General features: G+C 40.5%; 20 protein-coding genes. 17 read left to right on the top strand and 3 right to left on the bottom strand.

The genetic code is table 11. The features are described from left to right. Positions 1-28: 28 nt before the first annotated feature. On the bottom strand, positions 29-526 hold the full coding sequence (locus tag AC0VYC_RS06740; protein ID WP_041507380.1) for a L,D-transpeptidase family protein: 498 nt from the start codon (positions 524-526) through the stop codon (positions 29-31). A gap of 156 nt (positions 527-682) precedes the next feature. Continuing rightward, positions 683-1540, bottom strand: a complete 858-nt coding sequence (locus tag AC0VYC_RS06745; protein WP_475389760.1) for a metallophosphoesterase — start codon at positions 1538-1540, stop codon at positions 683-685. Between the two features lie 139 nt (positions 1541-1679). On the opposite strand from AC0VYC_RS06745, the gene fadH reads away from it, so the two are divergent. From fadH to AC0VYC_RS06820, 15 genes are all read left to right on the top strand, one after another. Continuing rightward, positions 1680-2444 carry a 2,4-dienoyl-CoA reductase gene (fadH, locus tag AC0VYC_RS06750; RefSeq protein ID WP_475389762.1) on the top strand — a complete coding sequence of 255 codons (765 nt, stop codon included), beginning with the start codon at positions 1680-1682 and terminating at the stop codon, positions 2442-2444. Positions 2445-2508: 64 nt separating this feature from the next. Continuing rightward, positions 2509-3729: an EAL domain-containing protein gene (locus tag AC0VYC_RS06755; RefSeq protein WP_475389764.1), complete on the top strand. Its 1221-nt coding sequence runs from the start codon at positions 2509-2511 to the stop codon at positions 3727-3729. Positions 3730-3990: 261 nt separating this feature from the next. Next, positions 3991-4887, top strand: a complete 897-nt coding sequence (locus tag AC0VYC_RS06760; protein WP_019743902.1) for a manganese catalase family protein — start codon at positions 3991-3993, stop codon at positions 4885-4887. Between the two features lie 184 nt (positions 4888-5071). Next, positions 5072-5314 (top strand): YkuJ family protein, encoded by a 243-nt coding sequence (locus AC0VYC_RS06765; protein WP_003212254.1) that lies wholly within the window; start codon positions 5072-5074, stop codon positions 5312-5314. A 139-nt stretch (positions 5315-5453) separates the two neighbouring features. Further along, entirely contained in the window at positions 5454-5969 is a 516-nt protein-coding gene (locus AC0VYC_RS06770; protein ID WP_024719568.1) for a ribonuclease H-like YkuK family protein, read from the top strand. Between the two features lie 149 nt (positions 5970-6118). Then, complete coding sequence (gene abbA / locus AC0VYC_RS06775) at positions 6119-6310, top strand: antirepressor AbbA (RefSeq protein WP_008347999.1); 192 nt, start codon at positions 6119-6121, stop codon at positions 6308-6310. Between the two features lie 146 nt (positions 6311-6456). Continuing rightward, the gene (gene cbpB, locus AC0VYC_RS06780) at positions 6457-6900 is read left to right on the top strand and encodes a cyclic-di-AMP-binding protein CbpB (protein WP_007498671.1); all 444 of its coding nucleotides are present in this window, start codon (positions 6457-6459) and stop codon (positions 6898-6900) included. A gap of 95 nt (positions 6901-6995) precedes the next feature. Then, positions 6996-7877 (top strand): LysR family transcriptional regulator, encoded by an 882-nt coding sequence (locus tag AC0VYC_RS06785; protein ID WP_039168691.1) that lies wholly within the window; start codon positions 6996-6998, stop codon positions 7875-7877. Positions 7878-7972: 95 nt separating this feature from the next. Then, a complete protein-coding gene (locus tag AC0VYC_RS06790; RefSeq protein WP_058337405.1) occupies positions 7973-8380 on the top strand; it encodes a DUF4275 family protein in 408 nt (135 codons plus the stop codon). Between the two features lie 199 nt (positions 8381-8579). Then, positions 8580-9056 (top strand): flavodoxin, encoded by a 477-nt coding sequence (locus tag AC0VYC_RS06795; protein WP_008347992.1) that lies wholly within the window; start codon positions 8580-8582, stop codon positions 9054-9056. Next, positions 9046-9939, top strand: coding sequence for a WD40/YVTN/BNR-like repeat-containing protein (locus AC0VYC_RS06800; protein ID WP_039168689.1), 894 nt, complete (start codon positions 9046-9048; stop codon positions 9937-9939). Before AC0VYC_RS06795 ends, AC0VYC_RS06800 begins: the two co-directional genes overlap by 11 nt. Positions 9940-9955: 16 nt before the next feature. Then, positions 9956-10414, top strand: a complete 459-nt coding sequence (locus tag AC0VYC_RS06805; RefSeq protein WP_008347989.1) for a flavodoxin — start codon at positions 9956-9958, stop codon at positions 10412-10414. 109 nt (positions 10415-10523) lie between these two features. Continuing rightward, positions 10524-11234 carry a 2,3,4,5-tetrahydropyridine-2,6-dicarboxylate N-acetyltransferase gene (gene dapD, locus AC0VYC_RS06810; protein ID WP_008347987.1) on the top strand — a complete coding sequence of 237 codons (711 nt, stop codon included), beginning with the start codon at positions 10524-10526 and terminating at the stop codon, positions 11232-11234. A 34-nt stretch (positions 11235-11268) separates the two neighbouring features. After that, a complete protein-coding gene (locus AC0VYC_RS06815) occupies positions 11269-12447 on the top strand; it encodes an N-acetyldiaminopimelate deacetylase (RefSeq protein ID WP_045034211.1) in 1179 nt (392 codons plus the stop codon). A gap of 50 nt (positions 12448-12497) precedes the next feature. Then, on the top strand, positions 12498-12740 hold the full coding sequence (locus AC0VYC_RS06820; protein ID WP_024424725.1) for a YkuS family protein: 243 nt from the start codon (positions 12498-12500) through the stop codon (positions 12738-12740). 22 nt (positions 12741-12762) lie between these two features. On the opposite strand, the gene AC0VYC_RS06825 is transcribed toward AC0VYC_RS06820, so the two are convergent. Beyond that, positions 12763-13572, bottom strand: coding sequence for a mechanosensitive ion channel family protein (locus AC0VYC_RS06825; RefSeq protein ID WP_144678864.1), 810 nt, complete (start codon positions 13570-13572; stop codon positions 12763-12765). Positions 13573-13843: 271 nt separating this feature from the next. Between AC0VYC_RS06825 and ahpA the strand changes: the two genes are divergently transcribed. Together ahpA and AC0VYC_RS06835 are read left to right on the top strand one after the other, a co-directional pair. Further along, positions 13844-14386, top strand: coding sequence for a biofilm-specific peroxidase AhpA (gene ahpA / locus AC0VYC_RS06830; RefSeq protein WP_007498654.1), 543 nt, complete (start codon positions 13844-13846; stop codon positions 14384-14386). Positions 14387-14662: 276 nt separating this feature from the next. Then, on the top strand, positions 14663-15121 hold the full coding sequence (locus tag AC0VYC_RS06835) for a TlpA disulfide reductase family protein (protein ID WP_008345174.1): 459 nt from the start codon (positions 14663-14665) through the stop codon (positions 15119-15121). Positions 15122-15269: the final 148 nt, after the last annotated feature.

Raw genomic sequence — 15269 nt, forward strand, 5'->3', positions numbered from 1 at the left:
TTTTAACCATTCGTACAATTAATTTCTCCTACTGGCTAATGGTCACAGGTGTTCCATTTGGAACAATTGAAGCAAGTTCGATGACATTCTGATTGTACATGCGAATGCACCCTCTAGACACAGCTTTACCAATTGAAGACGGGTTATTCGTTCCATGGATGCCGTAATGAATTTTTGAAAGGCTCAGCCAATAGGCGCCAAAGGGACCTCCTGGGTTTGGCTGTCTGTTGACAATATAATAAGAACCTGTCGGTGTCATGTTTAATATTCTGCCGGTTGCAATCGGGTATGAGCGCAAGAGCTGTGATCCAGAAAACAGCACGAGACGTTTCGCTGAAATTGACACAGATATGCGGTAAGGGATCGTGTTAGGATCCGGTAATCCAGGGATGATGATGACTTCATTTTGTTCTGGCTCGCGGGCTTGAAGTGACGGATTTGCAGCCTTTAAATCATCTGTCGTTGTTCGAAAATCAAGTGCTATAGAAGCAAGTGTTTCTCCACTTTTTACCGTGTATCGCAGCACGAAAGTACACTCCTTTTACTCAAATAAAAGAAGCCATGATCCCCGCCTCACATATACTATATGGACGGGATCAGGCCCAGTAAGGTTTCTCCTAACATTTGTCATGAGAATGATCTTTGTTTATACATATGCAGGAAAAGGTGATTTGGCTTCTCTTTACACGTGAGATGTTAAGGTGAAAAAAGTGATTTCAGGTTTGGCTAAAAACCGAAGCGGCAGTCTAGTTGTCCCAAGCCCGCGGTTGACATAGATACGGTGCTGATAGCTACCGTATAAGCCTTCGACATATATACGCCCAAAAGGTGCTGTGAGAATCGGTCCATAGAAAGGAAGCTGTATTTGACCGCCATGCGTATGCCCAGAAAGCTGCAAGTTAATAGGTGTTGTTTCAAGTTCTAGTGCGGCATCAGGCTCATGCACAAGCAATAACGTAAAGAGATCAGAAGAGACTTCTCGTTTGATGAAATGGTAATCAGGCATACTCATCATGAGATCATCCAGTGTAGCGATCTGTATGCGTCCGCCTTCTTTTTCTAAGTGAAACACTTCATTTTTACATAATGTAAAACCGCAAGCTTTCATCGTTTCTTCATATACATCAATGCCAAAGGGTCCGTAGTCATGATTTCCGCATATGGCAAACTTTCCAAACGGAGCATCAAGCTTAGACAAAGAGGCTTTGGCTTTTTCATGTTCTTCAATCGATGCTTCAAAATCAACAAGGTCACCTGTAAACACAATGAGATCTGGAGATGCAGCGTTGATCTTTTGGACAACAGTCTCTAAATCTTTTGCCGAAAATGTATCACTTAAATGAACGTCACTAAATTGCGCAATTTTAAATTGGTCAAAAGAAGCCGGTAGCTGAGCATCATGAATGGTGAGTGATACGGTGTCGATCATGTGCGGCTCAATGTACCGAGCATAGCCATAACCGGATGTGGTCGCCAAAAGTCCGAGAATACTCGCACCAGCTGCTCCTTTTAAAAACTGCCTACGGGAAAGTTGCTTCATATAAGACTCCTTTAAAAATAAAATTAAGTATAGCATGATTTTTGATGAATCTCCCATATGGTGTATGGAGGGGAAATCATGATATGATAGATGGATAATGAATGAATAGTCATTCAAAACACACAAAGGGGGAGAACAAATGACGAAGCAAACAGTGATTGTCACAGGAGGATCAAGCGGAATGGGAAAGGCGATGGCGACTCATTTGGCACTCGGGGGCTGGAATGTTGTGATTAGTGGAAGAACAGAAGAGACCCTTGAAACAACGGCAAATGAAATCAAACAGCAAGGTGGTTCGATCGCTTATTTTCCAATGGACGTGCGACATCCAGAAGATGCTGATCAAATGGTGAAGTTTGCGGTAGATACATTTGGTGATGTGGATGCACTTATTAATAACGCGGCAGGCAACTTTTTAGTTCCAGCAGAAAAACTGTCTCCTAACGGCTGGAAAGCGGTCATTGATATTGTGCTAAATGGCACCTTTTTTTGCAGCCATGCAGTGGGCAACTATTGGATTCGTCAAAAGAAAAGCGGAAGTATGATCAACATGGTCGCCACATATGCATGGGGGGCTGGTGTTGGTGTAGCGCATTCAGCAGCCGCAAAAGCAGGCGTACTGTCGCTTACCCGAACGCTTGCTGTGGAATGGGGAAAGCAATATCGGATTCGCGTAAATGCCATTGCGCCGGGACCCATTGAAAGAACAGGTGGTGCAGATAAACTGTGGGAATCAGAAGAGGCTGCCCAAAGAACATTAGATAGTGTTCCGCTCGGTAGACTTGGCACACCAGAAGAAATTGCAGAACTTGCGAGTTTCTTATTATCTGAGCATGCATCTTATATTAATGGAGATTGTATCACGATGGATGGGGGGCAATGGCTCAACCAATCACCATTTTGAATGACCGTGTAAGACCTGCTTTTGATATGGTATAATCACACAAAGAGAGAAGCAGGTGATGAAAATGGTCGATCCATTGGATATTTTAACGAATATTGAAGATGTTTTCCCGCACTATCAAGCGATCTTCAGTGCGGAGGAACAAAAAGTGATAGGCTATGAGATTCTTGGAAGAATGAAGCTTGAGTCGGGAACAGTTAGTCTAGGCTCCTTCTTTACGGATTCATCTATTCCTGACGAATATAAATTGGAAGTAGATCACAAAGTATTAAGTCAAGCGCTTGATCTCTTCACGACCGCAGATGAAGATTTGCTCATCTTTATTAATCATGATGCGAATGTCCTCATGCTTGATCATGGCGAAAGTTTCTTAGAACTTTTAAAAGAATATGAAGCAAGGGGTATTCAGCTTAACCGGTTTGTCATTGAAATTACTGAACATACGTTTAGCGGCGACATTGAACAGCTTTACCATACGTTAACGTATTATCGTACATATGGGATCAAAATCGCCGTATCTAATATAGGAAAAGAAAGCAGCAATCTTGACCGGATTGCTCTGCTTTCACCTGATCTATTAAAAATAGATCTTCAGGCTTTAAGGGCTTCGTCTCCATCTCCTTCCTATGAATATGTGTTATACAGCATTTCACTTCTTGCAAGAAAAATAGGAGCGGCTTTAATCTATGAAGACATTGAAGCAAATTTTCAGCTGCAATATGCATGGAGAAATGGCGGAAGATATTTTCAAGGCTTCTACCTTCACGAGCCTGCCGCACAATTAATTGACCGTAACAAACGAAAAGAGAAGCTTAAAGAAGAATTTCAACAATTCATTGCCCATGAGAAAAAGAAACTCCAAGCTGTCTATGAACATTCTGAAACCTTTTATAAGCGAATTCATCAAGCCGTCAGTACGTTAAAAAAATCATGCAGCACAAATGATGAACTTATACAAAAACTGGCACTTGAACTAACCGATTGCAGCTTTCGCATTTATATGTGTAATGAAGAAGGGTTTCAAATCACTGGAAATGTGTTTAAGAAAGAGAAAGAATGGCTGTTTCAGCCAGAGTATATAGAGAAAAACTGGAGCTGGCGCCCTTATTTTCTAGCAAATATTCTTCAAATGAGAATTAGCGGAAAAGGATTTTTCAGCGATATCTACAGTGATTTAGAAACTGGAGAACGAATACGTACGTTTTCTTATCCGTTAGAGGGAGACGTGTATTTGTTTGTAGATCTTCCGTATGCTTATCTATATGAGCAGGAAGGATTAATTTAAAAGCAGCCGTCAAGGCTGTTTTTTTTATTAGAAAAAAGATAGAAAAAATGGTTGACAATGAAACTGATAATCATTATCATTTAGTTATAGAGAGAAGCTACTCTCTGTTCCCCAACCCCTCTATCAGATCAAGATCCAAAAAACTTGGCGCTACCCCCGCCAAGTTTTTTTTGTGCGCCAATCACTCCCTTCATGCATAGGACATCCCAATTCATCCATACACCTTAAATGATGATAGTTAGACAGTAGGAGGGAAAAGTCATGATCAAACGTGACAAGCGGCTGCTGATTGATTTACCAATGCCAGATCACCCAGATGCAAATGGTGCAGCGGCTGTGCAAGAATTACTCGGCGGAAAATTTGGTGAAATGTCCACATTAAATAACTACATGTTTCAATCGTTTAACTTTAGAGGGAAACGAAAGCTCAAACCATTTTATGATCTTGTATCAAGTATTACAGCTGAAGAATTCGGTCATGTAGAGCTTGTGACAACTGCAGTCAATCTCATGATTACGGGAACCACCCATGGGGGCGATCCAGATACGACCCCGATGAAAGCGGCTGTTGATAAACGAAATACGCAGCATTTTATCCAAACGGCACAAACAGGCTATCCGTTTGACTCCATGGCAAAGCCGTGGACAGGTGAGAATGTGTTCTCAAGTGGTAATCTGATTCTGGATCTTCTTCATAACTTCTTCCTAGAGTGCGGAGCTCGCACGCATAAAATGCGTGTATATGAAATGACGGATCACCCTACGGCAAGAGAAATGATCGGTTATTTACTTGTCAGAGGCGGCGTTCATGTTGTGGCGTATGCAAAAGCCCTTGAGGTAGCGACAGGGGTAGATGTTGGGAAGATGCTGCCAATTCCAAATCTCGACAATAAATACTTTGACTCTGCAAGAAAGTTTGAAGATCAGAATATTCATACAAAACTGTATACATTTAGTGATACGGATTATAAGGATATCAATCAAATTTGGAAAGGAAACCACCCGATTGATGGAAAGCCGCTGACAGTTATTGAGGGCACGCCAAAAGGTGCACCCGTGCCAGATTATAGAGATTTGCCGGAAGAGTTTGCTCCAGGTATTTCGAAAGAAGATTTTGACGAAATTGCGAAACGCCTGATGAGATCGGCCGGTTTATAAAAAACAAGATGCATGAGAAAAGAAAAAAGACTCAAAATAAAAAAACAGATTCTTTTTCTTTTTTTGAATTCAAGAGGAAAAATATCATCTGAGAACACTTTATGGTATGATGCTTTGTAGGACTTGTGTATAATCAATACGGGTTCATCTTGAGTTGTTTTTTTGAAAGGAGTCTTTTTTTAGAATGTCACAATTAATGGGTATCATTACAAGGCTGCAAAGTCTTCAAGAGACAGCAGAAGCTGCAAACGAGCCGGCACAGCGTTATTTCGAAGTGAACGGTGAGAAAATCTGTAGTGTTAAGTATTTCGAAAAGAATCAAACGTTTGAATTGACTGTTTTTCAACAAGGGGATAAGCCAAACACTTTCCCATTTGACAACATTGATATGATTTCGATTGAGATTTTTGAGCTTCTACAATCCTAAGCTGAATCGTATGAAATGTTTTTTCTAAGAATTCCTTCGTTGATTGCGGAAGCATACACTTCATAAGTGATGAACAAATGGAAGATGATCATTCAGTGCAATATTCGGATAAGAGACCATTAAAAAGGAGTTCCTTTCTGTGAGTGATTCTTTTTTCTTTAATCTTTCTGAAGAGCATTTAGCGTTTTCTGATGTTGTCATGAGAATGAAAGACTTTATTCAGAAAGACCCGAGATCTGTTTATGTACTATCAATTGGTACGGACTCTCAGGTCAATCAGAATGTCACAAGATTTATGACTGCAATTCATCTTCACCGGATCGGCAAAGGAGCTTGGGGCTGTCTCACGCAGCAAGTGTTGAATCGGCCTGTACAAAGTCTTAGAGAAAAAATTTCATTAGAGACAGCGTTTAGCCAAAAGGTATGTGCAGACATCCTTGAGGGACCTTTAACAGAACTGATGGATTTGCTTCTTCCGTTTGCTGAGGAAGGGGCAGACCTTCGTTTTGAAGTCCATCTAGATATTGGCAAAAAAGGAAGTACAAAAGAGCTGATCCAGGAAATGACCGGAATGATCACAGCCATGGGAATTGAAGCAAAAATAAAACCCGACTCATACGCAGCATTTTGCTACGCCAATCGATACACAAAATAAATTCCGTCATTTTTCTCCAAACGTTGTCGAAACGTGCGGTTGACGATTCGATTCTAGTTCCTTATTCTAGCTGTATAGAGAGGAAGCAGACATTCAAACGCCTGCTAATCAATATAAAAGCATATATGAAACAGGGGGCCTGATGTTGAATGAGCGTCATCGAAAATCGTTTTAATGAAGAAGAGAAAAAGCTATTATTAAACGTATTACTGAATCAGGAATATGCTGTCGAATTACTAAGCAGTGAGATCAATGATATAGAATGTGGAACAAAAAATGTCGACGACAATACGTATAAGAAATTGATCACATTGTATGACAGAGTAAGGTTTGAGAATTAATATCGATTGAACATTCTATTAGATACTCTACGCTGAGTATCTTTTTTATGCAGAAAAAAATCTTTCGACAAAATTCGTTTTAGTTTATGCTTAATGTTAAAGGGGAATGTATGATTGATGATTGAGAGAAAAGGGGTCGAAGAAACATGATAGAGATAGAACCGGCTCAATTACTTGAGTCAACAGTAGCTGAGCATATGATTGATGCAGATAAAGTGGCACACGTTCAAATTGGAAATAATCTTGAGCACGCCCTATTGGTCCTGACAAAAACAGGATATACAGCCATACCTGTTCTGGATGCTTCTTATCACCTTCATGGGTTAATTGGAACAAATATGATCATGGATAAAATCTTTGGCTTAGAACGAATTGAATTTGAAAAGCTCGATCAATTGAAGGTAGAAGAGGTCATGCTATCAGATATTCCAAGACTGAAAACGACGGATCCTGTTTTAAAAGGCGTTCACGCTGTGACGAATAATGGATTTGTTTGTGTGGAAAATGAAGAGCAAGTATTCGAAGGAATTTTCACTCGGCGTGTTGTATTAAAGCGCTTAAATGAAGTCATTCATTCCGCAAAAAAATGAGCTGCAGCCAGCTTATTTTTTTTGCCTTCATAAGCTATTATTTATATAATGACTATATAAAATAAGAAAAACTTATCAAGAGAAGGAGGGCGCCCATGCAGCTTCAAGAGTTACATATGCTTGTTGTACTTAGTGAGGAATTGAATATGAGAAAGGCTTCAGAGCGGCTCTTTGTCTCTCAGCCTGCCTTATCTCAAAGACTGCAAACGATTGAAAAAGAGTGGGGAACCAAAATCTTTTTTCGTTCACAAAAAGGCTTGACAGTCACTTCAGCTGGCGAACAGATTATTCAATTCGCCAAAGAGGTCACGACTGAGCAGGATCGAGTGCGAGAGAGAATTGACGAGCTTGAAGGAGAAATTCACGGTACACTCAAGCTTGCAGTTGCGTCCATTATTGGTCAGCACTGGCTGCCAAAGGTGCTGAAGCGGTATGTCGAGAAATACCCAAATGCCAAAGTATCTCTTGTGACAGGCTGGAGCAGTGAGATGCTTAAAAGTCTGTATGAAGACCATGTCCACATTGGCATCATTCGCGGGAATCCTGATTGGAAGGGCACAAAGGAATACTTAATGACCGATCATTTATATTTAGTCGATTCTGTCATCAAGGACGTGGATGAGTTAATTGAGACAGAACGCCCGTTTATTCAATTTAAAAGTGATAGCACCTATTATCAAGAAATTCAGCACTGGTGGCATCAAAAGTTTAAAGTGTCGCCAAAACAGACGATTCTTGTGGACCAGATTGAGACATGTAAACAAATGGCCTATCACGGTATCGGCTACGCCATTTTGCCTTCGGTCACCTTATATGATCATGAGAAAAGTGTACACAAAACCCCGCTCGTAGACGCAAATGGAGAGCAAATCGGACGTGACACATGGCTGTTAGGATATGAAGCCTCTTTTCAGTTAAAACAAGTTCAAGCATTTGTTGGTGTGGTGAAAGAAATGCTTGAAAGTGAGGCAGTGTAAGTACTTCTGGAAGAGGAGGTGCTTTTTAGGATAAGTGGTTTGATTAGGTTTCTAATAGATTTATCTACTGAAAAAGCAGAAAGCTGGAAGAAATGATGAGAAATCAACAAAAAAAGAAGATGGATATACCGAAGTGGGGAACTTATTTACGCGAGAGATGGCGTGGACGTTTTGCAAGTCATCTTTCTTTAGAAGAACAAAAAGAGATTGGGATGGATGGTTTCCTATGGCACTTATGCAGCTGGGGAAAAGTTGAATGCCTTGAAAAAGAGGCAGCGATAAACGCCTTTCATCAGCAATCAAAGCATACATGTACTATTTTTTATCAATTTACTCAAGAAGCGTATCTGTTTGAAAACGCCAAGGAACTGTCAGTGAAGGAATTGCCATATACAGACGGACACATGGACTATAGCGATCTGTATGTCATGGATTGGGAAGAAAATTGGACATTTGTGATGACGCACGAATCCGATTGCGGTCCATATTTTATTCAGAAATAAAAAAAGAGTAAATCACAAAGAGATAGAGTGATAATCAATTATAGCCGCCTTCCAATTGGAATGAGCGGTTTTTTGATGTACGTCATGTTTATTTTGAACAGCACCTTTTCATAAAACATTTGACAATGAAAATCATTATCATTTAAAGTGTACATATAATAATTGAAAATGATTATCATTTAGATGAGGTGACCAATAGATGAAAGCACTAATTGCATTTGCGAGTATGTCTGGCAATACGGAAGACATGGCAGCGATCTTAAAACAAACGCTTGAAGGAAAAGGGATAGAGACAGAGATGATGGAATTTGACGACACAAGTGCAGAAGATCTTTCTTCATACGATTATGTCATGATCGGCTCTTACACATGGGGTGACGGTGATCTCCCTTATGAAGCTGAAGATTTTTATGAAGAGGTCTCAGCTCTTGAACTTAGTCACATCAAAGCGGCGGTATTTGGATCAGGCGATTACAGTTATCCGAAGTTTTGCGAGGCTGTTCATACCTTTCATGACATGCTGAAATCGACAGGTGCATCCGTATTTCCTGAAACATTGAAAATGGAACTTGCGCCAGATACAGATGAAGATGTGGCGTGCTGTGAGGAGTTTGCAACGAGCTTTTTAACGTGGGCATCATTGTCTGAGAAAAGAGTTGAAAATCATGTTTCATAAAGGTGCGACAGCTGTTGCTGCGTCTAAAAGTGGCGGCTACTTTGTTGCTGTCAAACGAGAAGGTATTTTTCATTACAGTGTGGAGGGCGGATGGCAGCAGCTTTTTAAGCTCAAGCATAAAATCCACGCTATCAGTTATATTGGTCCGTATTTGTTCGGAGTTGGTGAAAATGGAACTGTCATACGATCAGGAGATGAGGGCCATACGTGGGCGCTATCATCTTTTCCGACAAATGCAGTTGTTTGGTCTATTACAGGACGCAAAGATGGGTTTGTATGCGCACATGGAAAGCATAGTATTTATGTGTCAACCGATTTCGGAATTTCCTGGGAAATTATGAAGCCGTTTGCTCATGTGAATCAGCCCCCTGTGATTCGTTCATTATGTGTAGCCGGTGATTATCTTTATATTGGAACGCAGATTCATGAGGTGCATGGAGGAATATGGGTGTATGACTTGCAAAGTGAACAGATTTTTCTCCTAAACAGAGAAGAGCACCGAATGACTGCTTCTATGCTGCTTTGCAGGGGACACCTCCTTGTCTGTGCGTTGGGCTCTAAAAAAGGGAAAAGAGGGTCTGTTCAAATTTTAGACTTACATACAAATATGCTGCATGATATTCAATCACAAGCTTTTGCGCGAGAGGAATCATTTTTGGATGTGTCAGAGGATAACGGCATTGTGTACGTGACCACTTCACAGGATGAGCATGGATTTTCTAAAGTGTATCAGCTTGATATAGAGCAAAAAGAGCTCAAATGGTTTGATACGATCAAAGGGCACGGTTTTCGTGTCGCCAATCAAAAGGAGAATTTTTTCTGTGCGGGTTTATATGAAAGTAAGTTTGTCAGGCCTTATGAGGAACCTGCACTGATTCATTAATAAGGAGGAAGAAAAAGTGACGAAAAAAGTTTTATTGGTGTATGCCACAATGTCAGGAAATACAGAAGCAATGGCTGATTTAATCGAAAAAGGATTAAAGGAAGCTGGTGCTAGCGTGGACCGGCATGAAGCGATGGATATTGATGCTGAACTTCTTCATGATTACTCGCACATTCTGTTAGGTGCATATACTTGGGGAGATGGTGATCTTCCAGATGATTTTATTGATCTATATGAGGAAATGGAAGAGCTTGATTTGACGGGTAAAGCATTTGCTGTATTCGGTTCTGGAGATACATCTTATGAACATTTTTGTGGAGCTGTGGATTTAATTGAAGAAAAAGTGAAGGAGCTGGGCGGTGATATCGTCCTACCATCCATCAAAATTGAGCTGAATCCAGAAGGAAACGAGGAAGAGGAATTGATTTCTTTTGGTAGACAATTTGTTCATCTTCACCAGCAAGAAGCGGGATAAAGAGGCCCGCTTGTTTTATTTGCCAAGGCGCAGACAATTCTTTCACTTGTCATTAAAACTCTCCTTTGGTACAGTAATGAAGTATAAATTAAGAGGAGGACATACATACATGAAACAAATGGACGCTAATGAAATTATTTCATTTATTCAAAATAGTACAAAATCAACACCTGTTAAAGTCTACATTAAAGGGGACTTAGAAGGTATTGAATTTGGTGAACATGCAAAAACATTTATCACAGGTAACACTGGTGTTGTCTTCGGTGAGTGGAGCGAAATTCAAGAAGCTCTAGCATCAAACAAAGACAAAATTGAAGATGTTGTCGTGGAAAATGACCGTCGTAACTCTGCGATTCCTATGTTGGATTTGAAAAACATCAAAGCACGTATTGAGCCAGGTGCAATTATTCGTGATCAAGTGGAAATTGGCGATAATGCAGTCATCATGATGGGTGCATCTATTAATATCGGTTCAGTCATCGGTGAAGGTACGATGATTGATATGAACGTTGTTCTTGGCGGCCGTGCGACAGTAGGTAAGAACTGTCATATCGGTGCGGGATCTGTTCTTGCAGGTGTTATTGAGCCGCCTTCTGCTAAGCCAGTTGTAGTAGAAGATGATGTTGTCATCGGTGCAAACGCTGTTGTTTTAGAAGGTGTGACAATTGGAAAAGGTGCAGTTGTAGCAGCTGGAGCGATCGTTGTGAACGATGTCGAGCCTTACACGGTTGTAGCAGGTACACCTGCAAAGAAAATCAAAGACATTGATGAAAAAACAAAAGGTAAAACTGAAATCAAACAAGAACTGCGTCAGCTTTAATTGACACAATTCGCAGCTGAAGACATAGACGTGGATGATATATCCACGTCTTATTCGTATAGAGGAAAGGAAGCGAGTTCACTTGTTAAATCGTGAGCAATTAATATCCATTCGAAGAGATTTGCACCAAATTCCTGAGCTTGGTTTTAAGGAATTTAAAACACAAGCTTACCTCATCAAGCATCTCGAATCGTACCCAACAGATCGAATCGAGATGGAAACATGGCGGACTGGACTTTTTGTGAAAGTAAAAGGGACAAATCCTACGCGCGTCTTTGCGTATCGTGCAGATATGGACGGATTATCTATCCCTGAAGAAACGGGCTACCCATTTCAATCGGTACATGAAGGCCACATGCATGCATGTGGACATGATCTTCATATGACCATTGCTCTTGGTATCATTGATCATTTCGTGCATCAGCCAATCAAAGAAGATCTGCTATTTATTTTCCAACCGGCAGAAGAAGGGCCAGGCGGAGCTGAACCAATGCTTGCAAGTGATGTTCTAAAAAAGTGGACGCCAGACTTTATTACAGCGCTGCATATTGCACCTGAATATCCAGTCGGCACGATTGCAACAAAGCCGGGCCTATTATTTGCTAATACGAGTGAGCTTGTGATCGATCTTGAAGGAAAAGGCGGGCATGCCGCATACCCTCATTTAGCAAATGATATGGTAGTGGCTGCAAGTGCATTAGTAGGGCAGCTGCAATCGGTGATTTCACGTAATGTGGACCCTCTTGATAGTGCCGTCATTACAGTTGGCACGATTACAGGTGGCACTGCTCAAAATATCATTGCGCAGCACGCAAAGCTGGATGGAACCATTCGCACGCTCTCGCCAGAGTCTATGGAAAAGGTGAGAAAACGAATTGAAGCACTGGCAAAGGGAATTGAAATTGGCTACGAATGCAAGGCGACAGTTCGATACCCTTCAGCTTATTACGAAGTGGACAATTCAAAGGATTTGACAGAGGAATTTATGTCATATGTAGCCGAAGAAGGGCTTGCGAATGTCATTGAATGCAGAGAAGCGATGACAGGAGAAGATTTCGGCTACATGCTGAAAAAATACCCTGGGTTCATGTTTTGGTTAGGGGTAGATTCAGAATATGGACTGCACCATGCCAAGCTGACTCCTGACGAAAATGCGATTGAAACAGCTGTGAACGTCATGACGGCTTATTTTAAAAAGCAAGCAGGTGAATGAATAATCAAATGACCTCCTGTACACCTTATGTACAGGAGGTGTTCTTGATTATGACAAGAATTGGTGTAGAACAATCTTTATCCGATGTAGAAGAGCTTTTGAAGCAAAAAGGGTATGATGTCGTACGTATTCAAAATGAACAGCAAATGGATCAGTGTGACTGCTATGTGGTTACAGGGTTAGATTCAAATGTTCTTGGCATTTCAGACACAACGACAAAGGCATCTGTCATTACAGCGTCAGGTATGACGGCTGATGAAATTTGTCAAGAAGTAGAACAGCGTGTTCAATAAAACAAACAAAAGAACCAGGATTTTATGATCCTGGTTCTTTTTGCTCTTTTTCTAGATCAAGTGCTTCTTTCATTTTTTTGCGCAGAATTCGTTCGACACGCCACTGCTCCATCGTTTCAGTTTTTGCAATGATACGAAGGACGAGGGATGAGGAGCCAAATGATTCCACTCCAACGACTTGAGGACCTTCGATGATTTGCGGCATGCTCTCACGAACTTCATCACAGGCTGCTTGCAAAGTGGTGATCATCTGATCCACATTTTCATCTGGGGATAATTCGATATCAACGAGTGCCTGCATCGTCCCTCGTGAATGATTGCTTACATTAAGTATACTTCGGTTCGGAATGAAATGAAGAGTGCCGTCAAAGCTTCTAAGCTGTGTTGTTCTCAGTCCAATTTGTTCAACGATCCCATCGAAACCAGCAACCGTTATATACTCGCCGACATCAAATTGTTTTTCCAGCAGTATGAAGAAGCCTGTCACAATATCACTCACTAATCCCTGAGCGCCAAATCCAATGGCAAGTCCTACAACACCTGCCCCAGCCAGCAAGGCGGTTGGGTTATAATGAAATAAGTCGAGGATCATCACAACTAGAATAAAAATCAGCAAGTAGGCGAAAATATTTAAGGTAAGACTTTGCAGCGTCTGAGCTCGTGATAAAGAGACATCATGCTTTTCAGAGAATGCTGAATAGGCACGCTTAATCATCTTGTTTCCAATCGCTCTGATGATAAAATAAATCACAAAAATAGCGATTAGTTTTAACAAAATTATACTGATATTCATGATGATGGAAACCCAATCTACTTGTTCAAGTGCTTTCATGATCTTCAAAACCTTTCTATGTATGTGCGAAATGAGAAGCTAATCATTTGTTCCCTTATGCAAGTCATGTTAAACTTTTAATAGTTGGAGCGAGAGATTGTGACAAATCGTTAATTAAATTTATTATTAATTAATATTGACTAAAAATCGCTTAAGTATTATAATTATATTTGTGAAGTTATTAACTAAATGAGAATTTAACCTTTTGATTCTCATTTTATATACAGCTAAGAAGTCTGTATAAAGATATTATTTTTGGAGGGATTTACATATGGCAGAGCGTTTTGTAGGAAAACAAGCTCCACGTTTTGAAATGGAAGCAGTACTTGCTAATAAGGAATTTGGTAAAGTGAGTTTAGAGGAAAACATCAAGAATGACAAATGGACAGTTCTTTTCTTCTATCCAATGGATTTCACTTTTGTTTGTCCAACTGAAATTACAGCAATGAGCGATCGTTATGATGAGTTTGAAGATTTAGATGCAGAAATCATCGGTGTATCTACTGATACAATCCATACGCATCTTGCTTGGATCAACACAGATCGTAAAGACAATGGTCTTGGAGAATTAAAATACCCACTAGCTGCTGACACAAACCACACAGTATCTAGAGAATACGGTGTTTTAATTGAAGAAGAAGGAATTGCACTTCGTGGTCTATTCATCATTAACCCAGAAGGCGAACTTCAATATCAAACAGTATTCCACAACAATATCGGTCGTGATGTAGATGAGACACTACGTGTTCTTCAAGCATTACAAACTGGTGGACTTTGCCCAGCGAACTGGAAGCCTGGTCAAAAAACACTTTAATTGATAGTTGAAGAAACAGTCTAACTGATGTTAGACCTTCAGATTGTTGACAAAGGGCTAAAATGTTGTTTATTTTAGCCCTTTGTCTTCTTTTCAGCGTGATAGAAAACCTTTGCAGCCCTAGGAAGGACGAGTACTGGCGCGAAGCGAATTTGACATTCGTGAGCACCAGCACGCAGGACTGACAAAGAATGCGAGGGTTTGTCTACATGCTGGGGTCTAACTGATGTTAGACCTTTTTGTTTCGAGACATACAATGGATGGAGGCGCTTCAAAATGAAATTACGTCAACCAATGCCAGAACTAACTGGTGCAAAAGAATGGTTAAATGGAGAAGTAACAAGAGAAGAATTAATTGGTGATAAACCAACATTGATCCACTTCTGGTCAGTTAGCTGTCACCTTTGTAAAGAGGCGATGCCGCAAGTGAACCAATTCCGTGATGAATACAAGGATCAACTAAACGTGATTGCAGTTCATATGCCACGTTCAGAGGATGACCTAGATCTAGAAAAAATCAAAGAGGTTGCAAATGAGCATGAAATCACACAGCCAATCTTTGTAGACAGCGACCATAAATTAACAGAAGCATTTGAGAACGAATATGTACCAGCTTACTATGTATTCGATAAAACAGGTGCTTTACGCCACTTCCAAGCTGGCGGCAGCGGTATGAAAATGCTTGAAAAACGTGTCAATCGAGTTCTTTCTGAGTCTGAAAAGGCTGCAGAATAGGCTTTCCCCCCATTCATGGGGGTTTTTTCATGGGGAAAAATAGGAGACATATTGCACTGGATGAATATGATTGTAGGTGGAATGCCTAAGAAAAGAGAAAATGAGGGATTTCATTAAAAAAATTTCCTGAAACAAAAAGGTATTATGA

The organism is Bacillus sp. iso_77 (assembly GCF_056173625.1).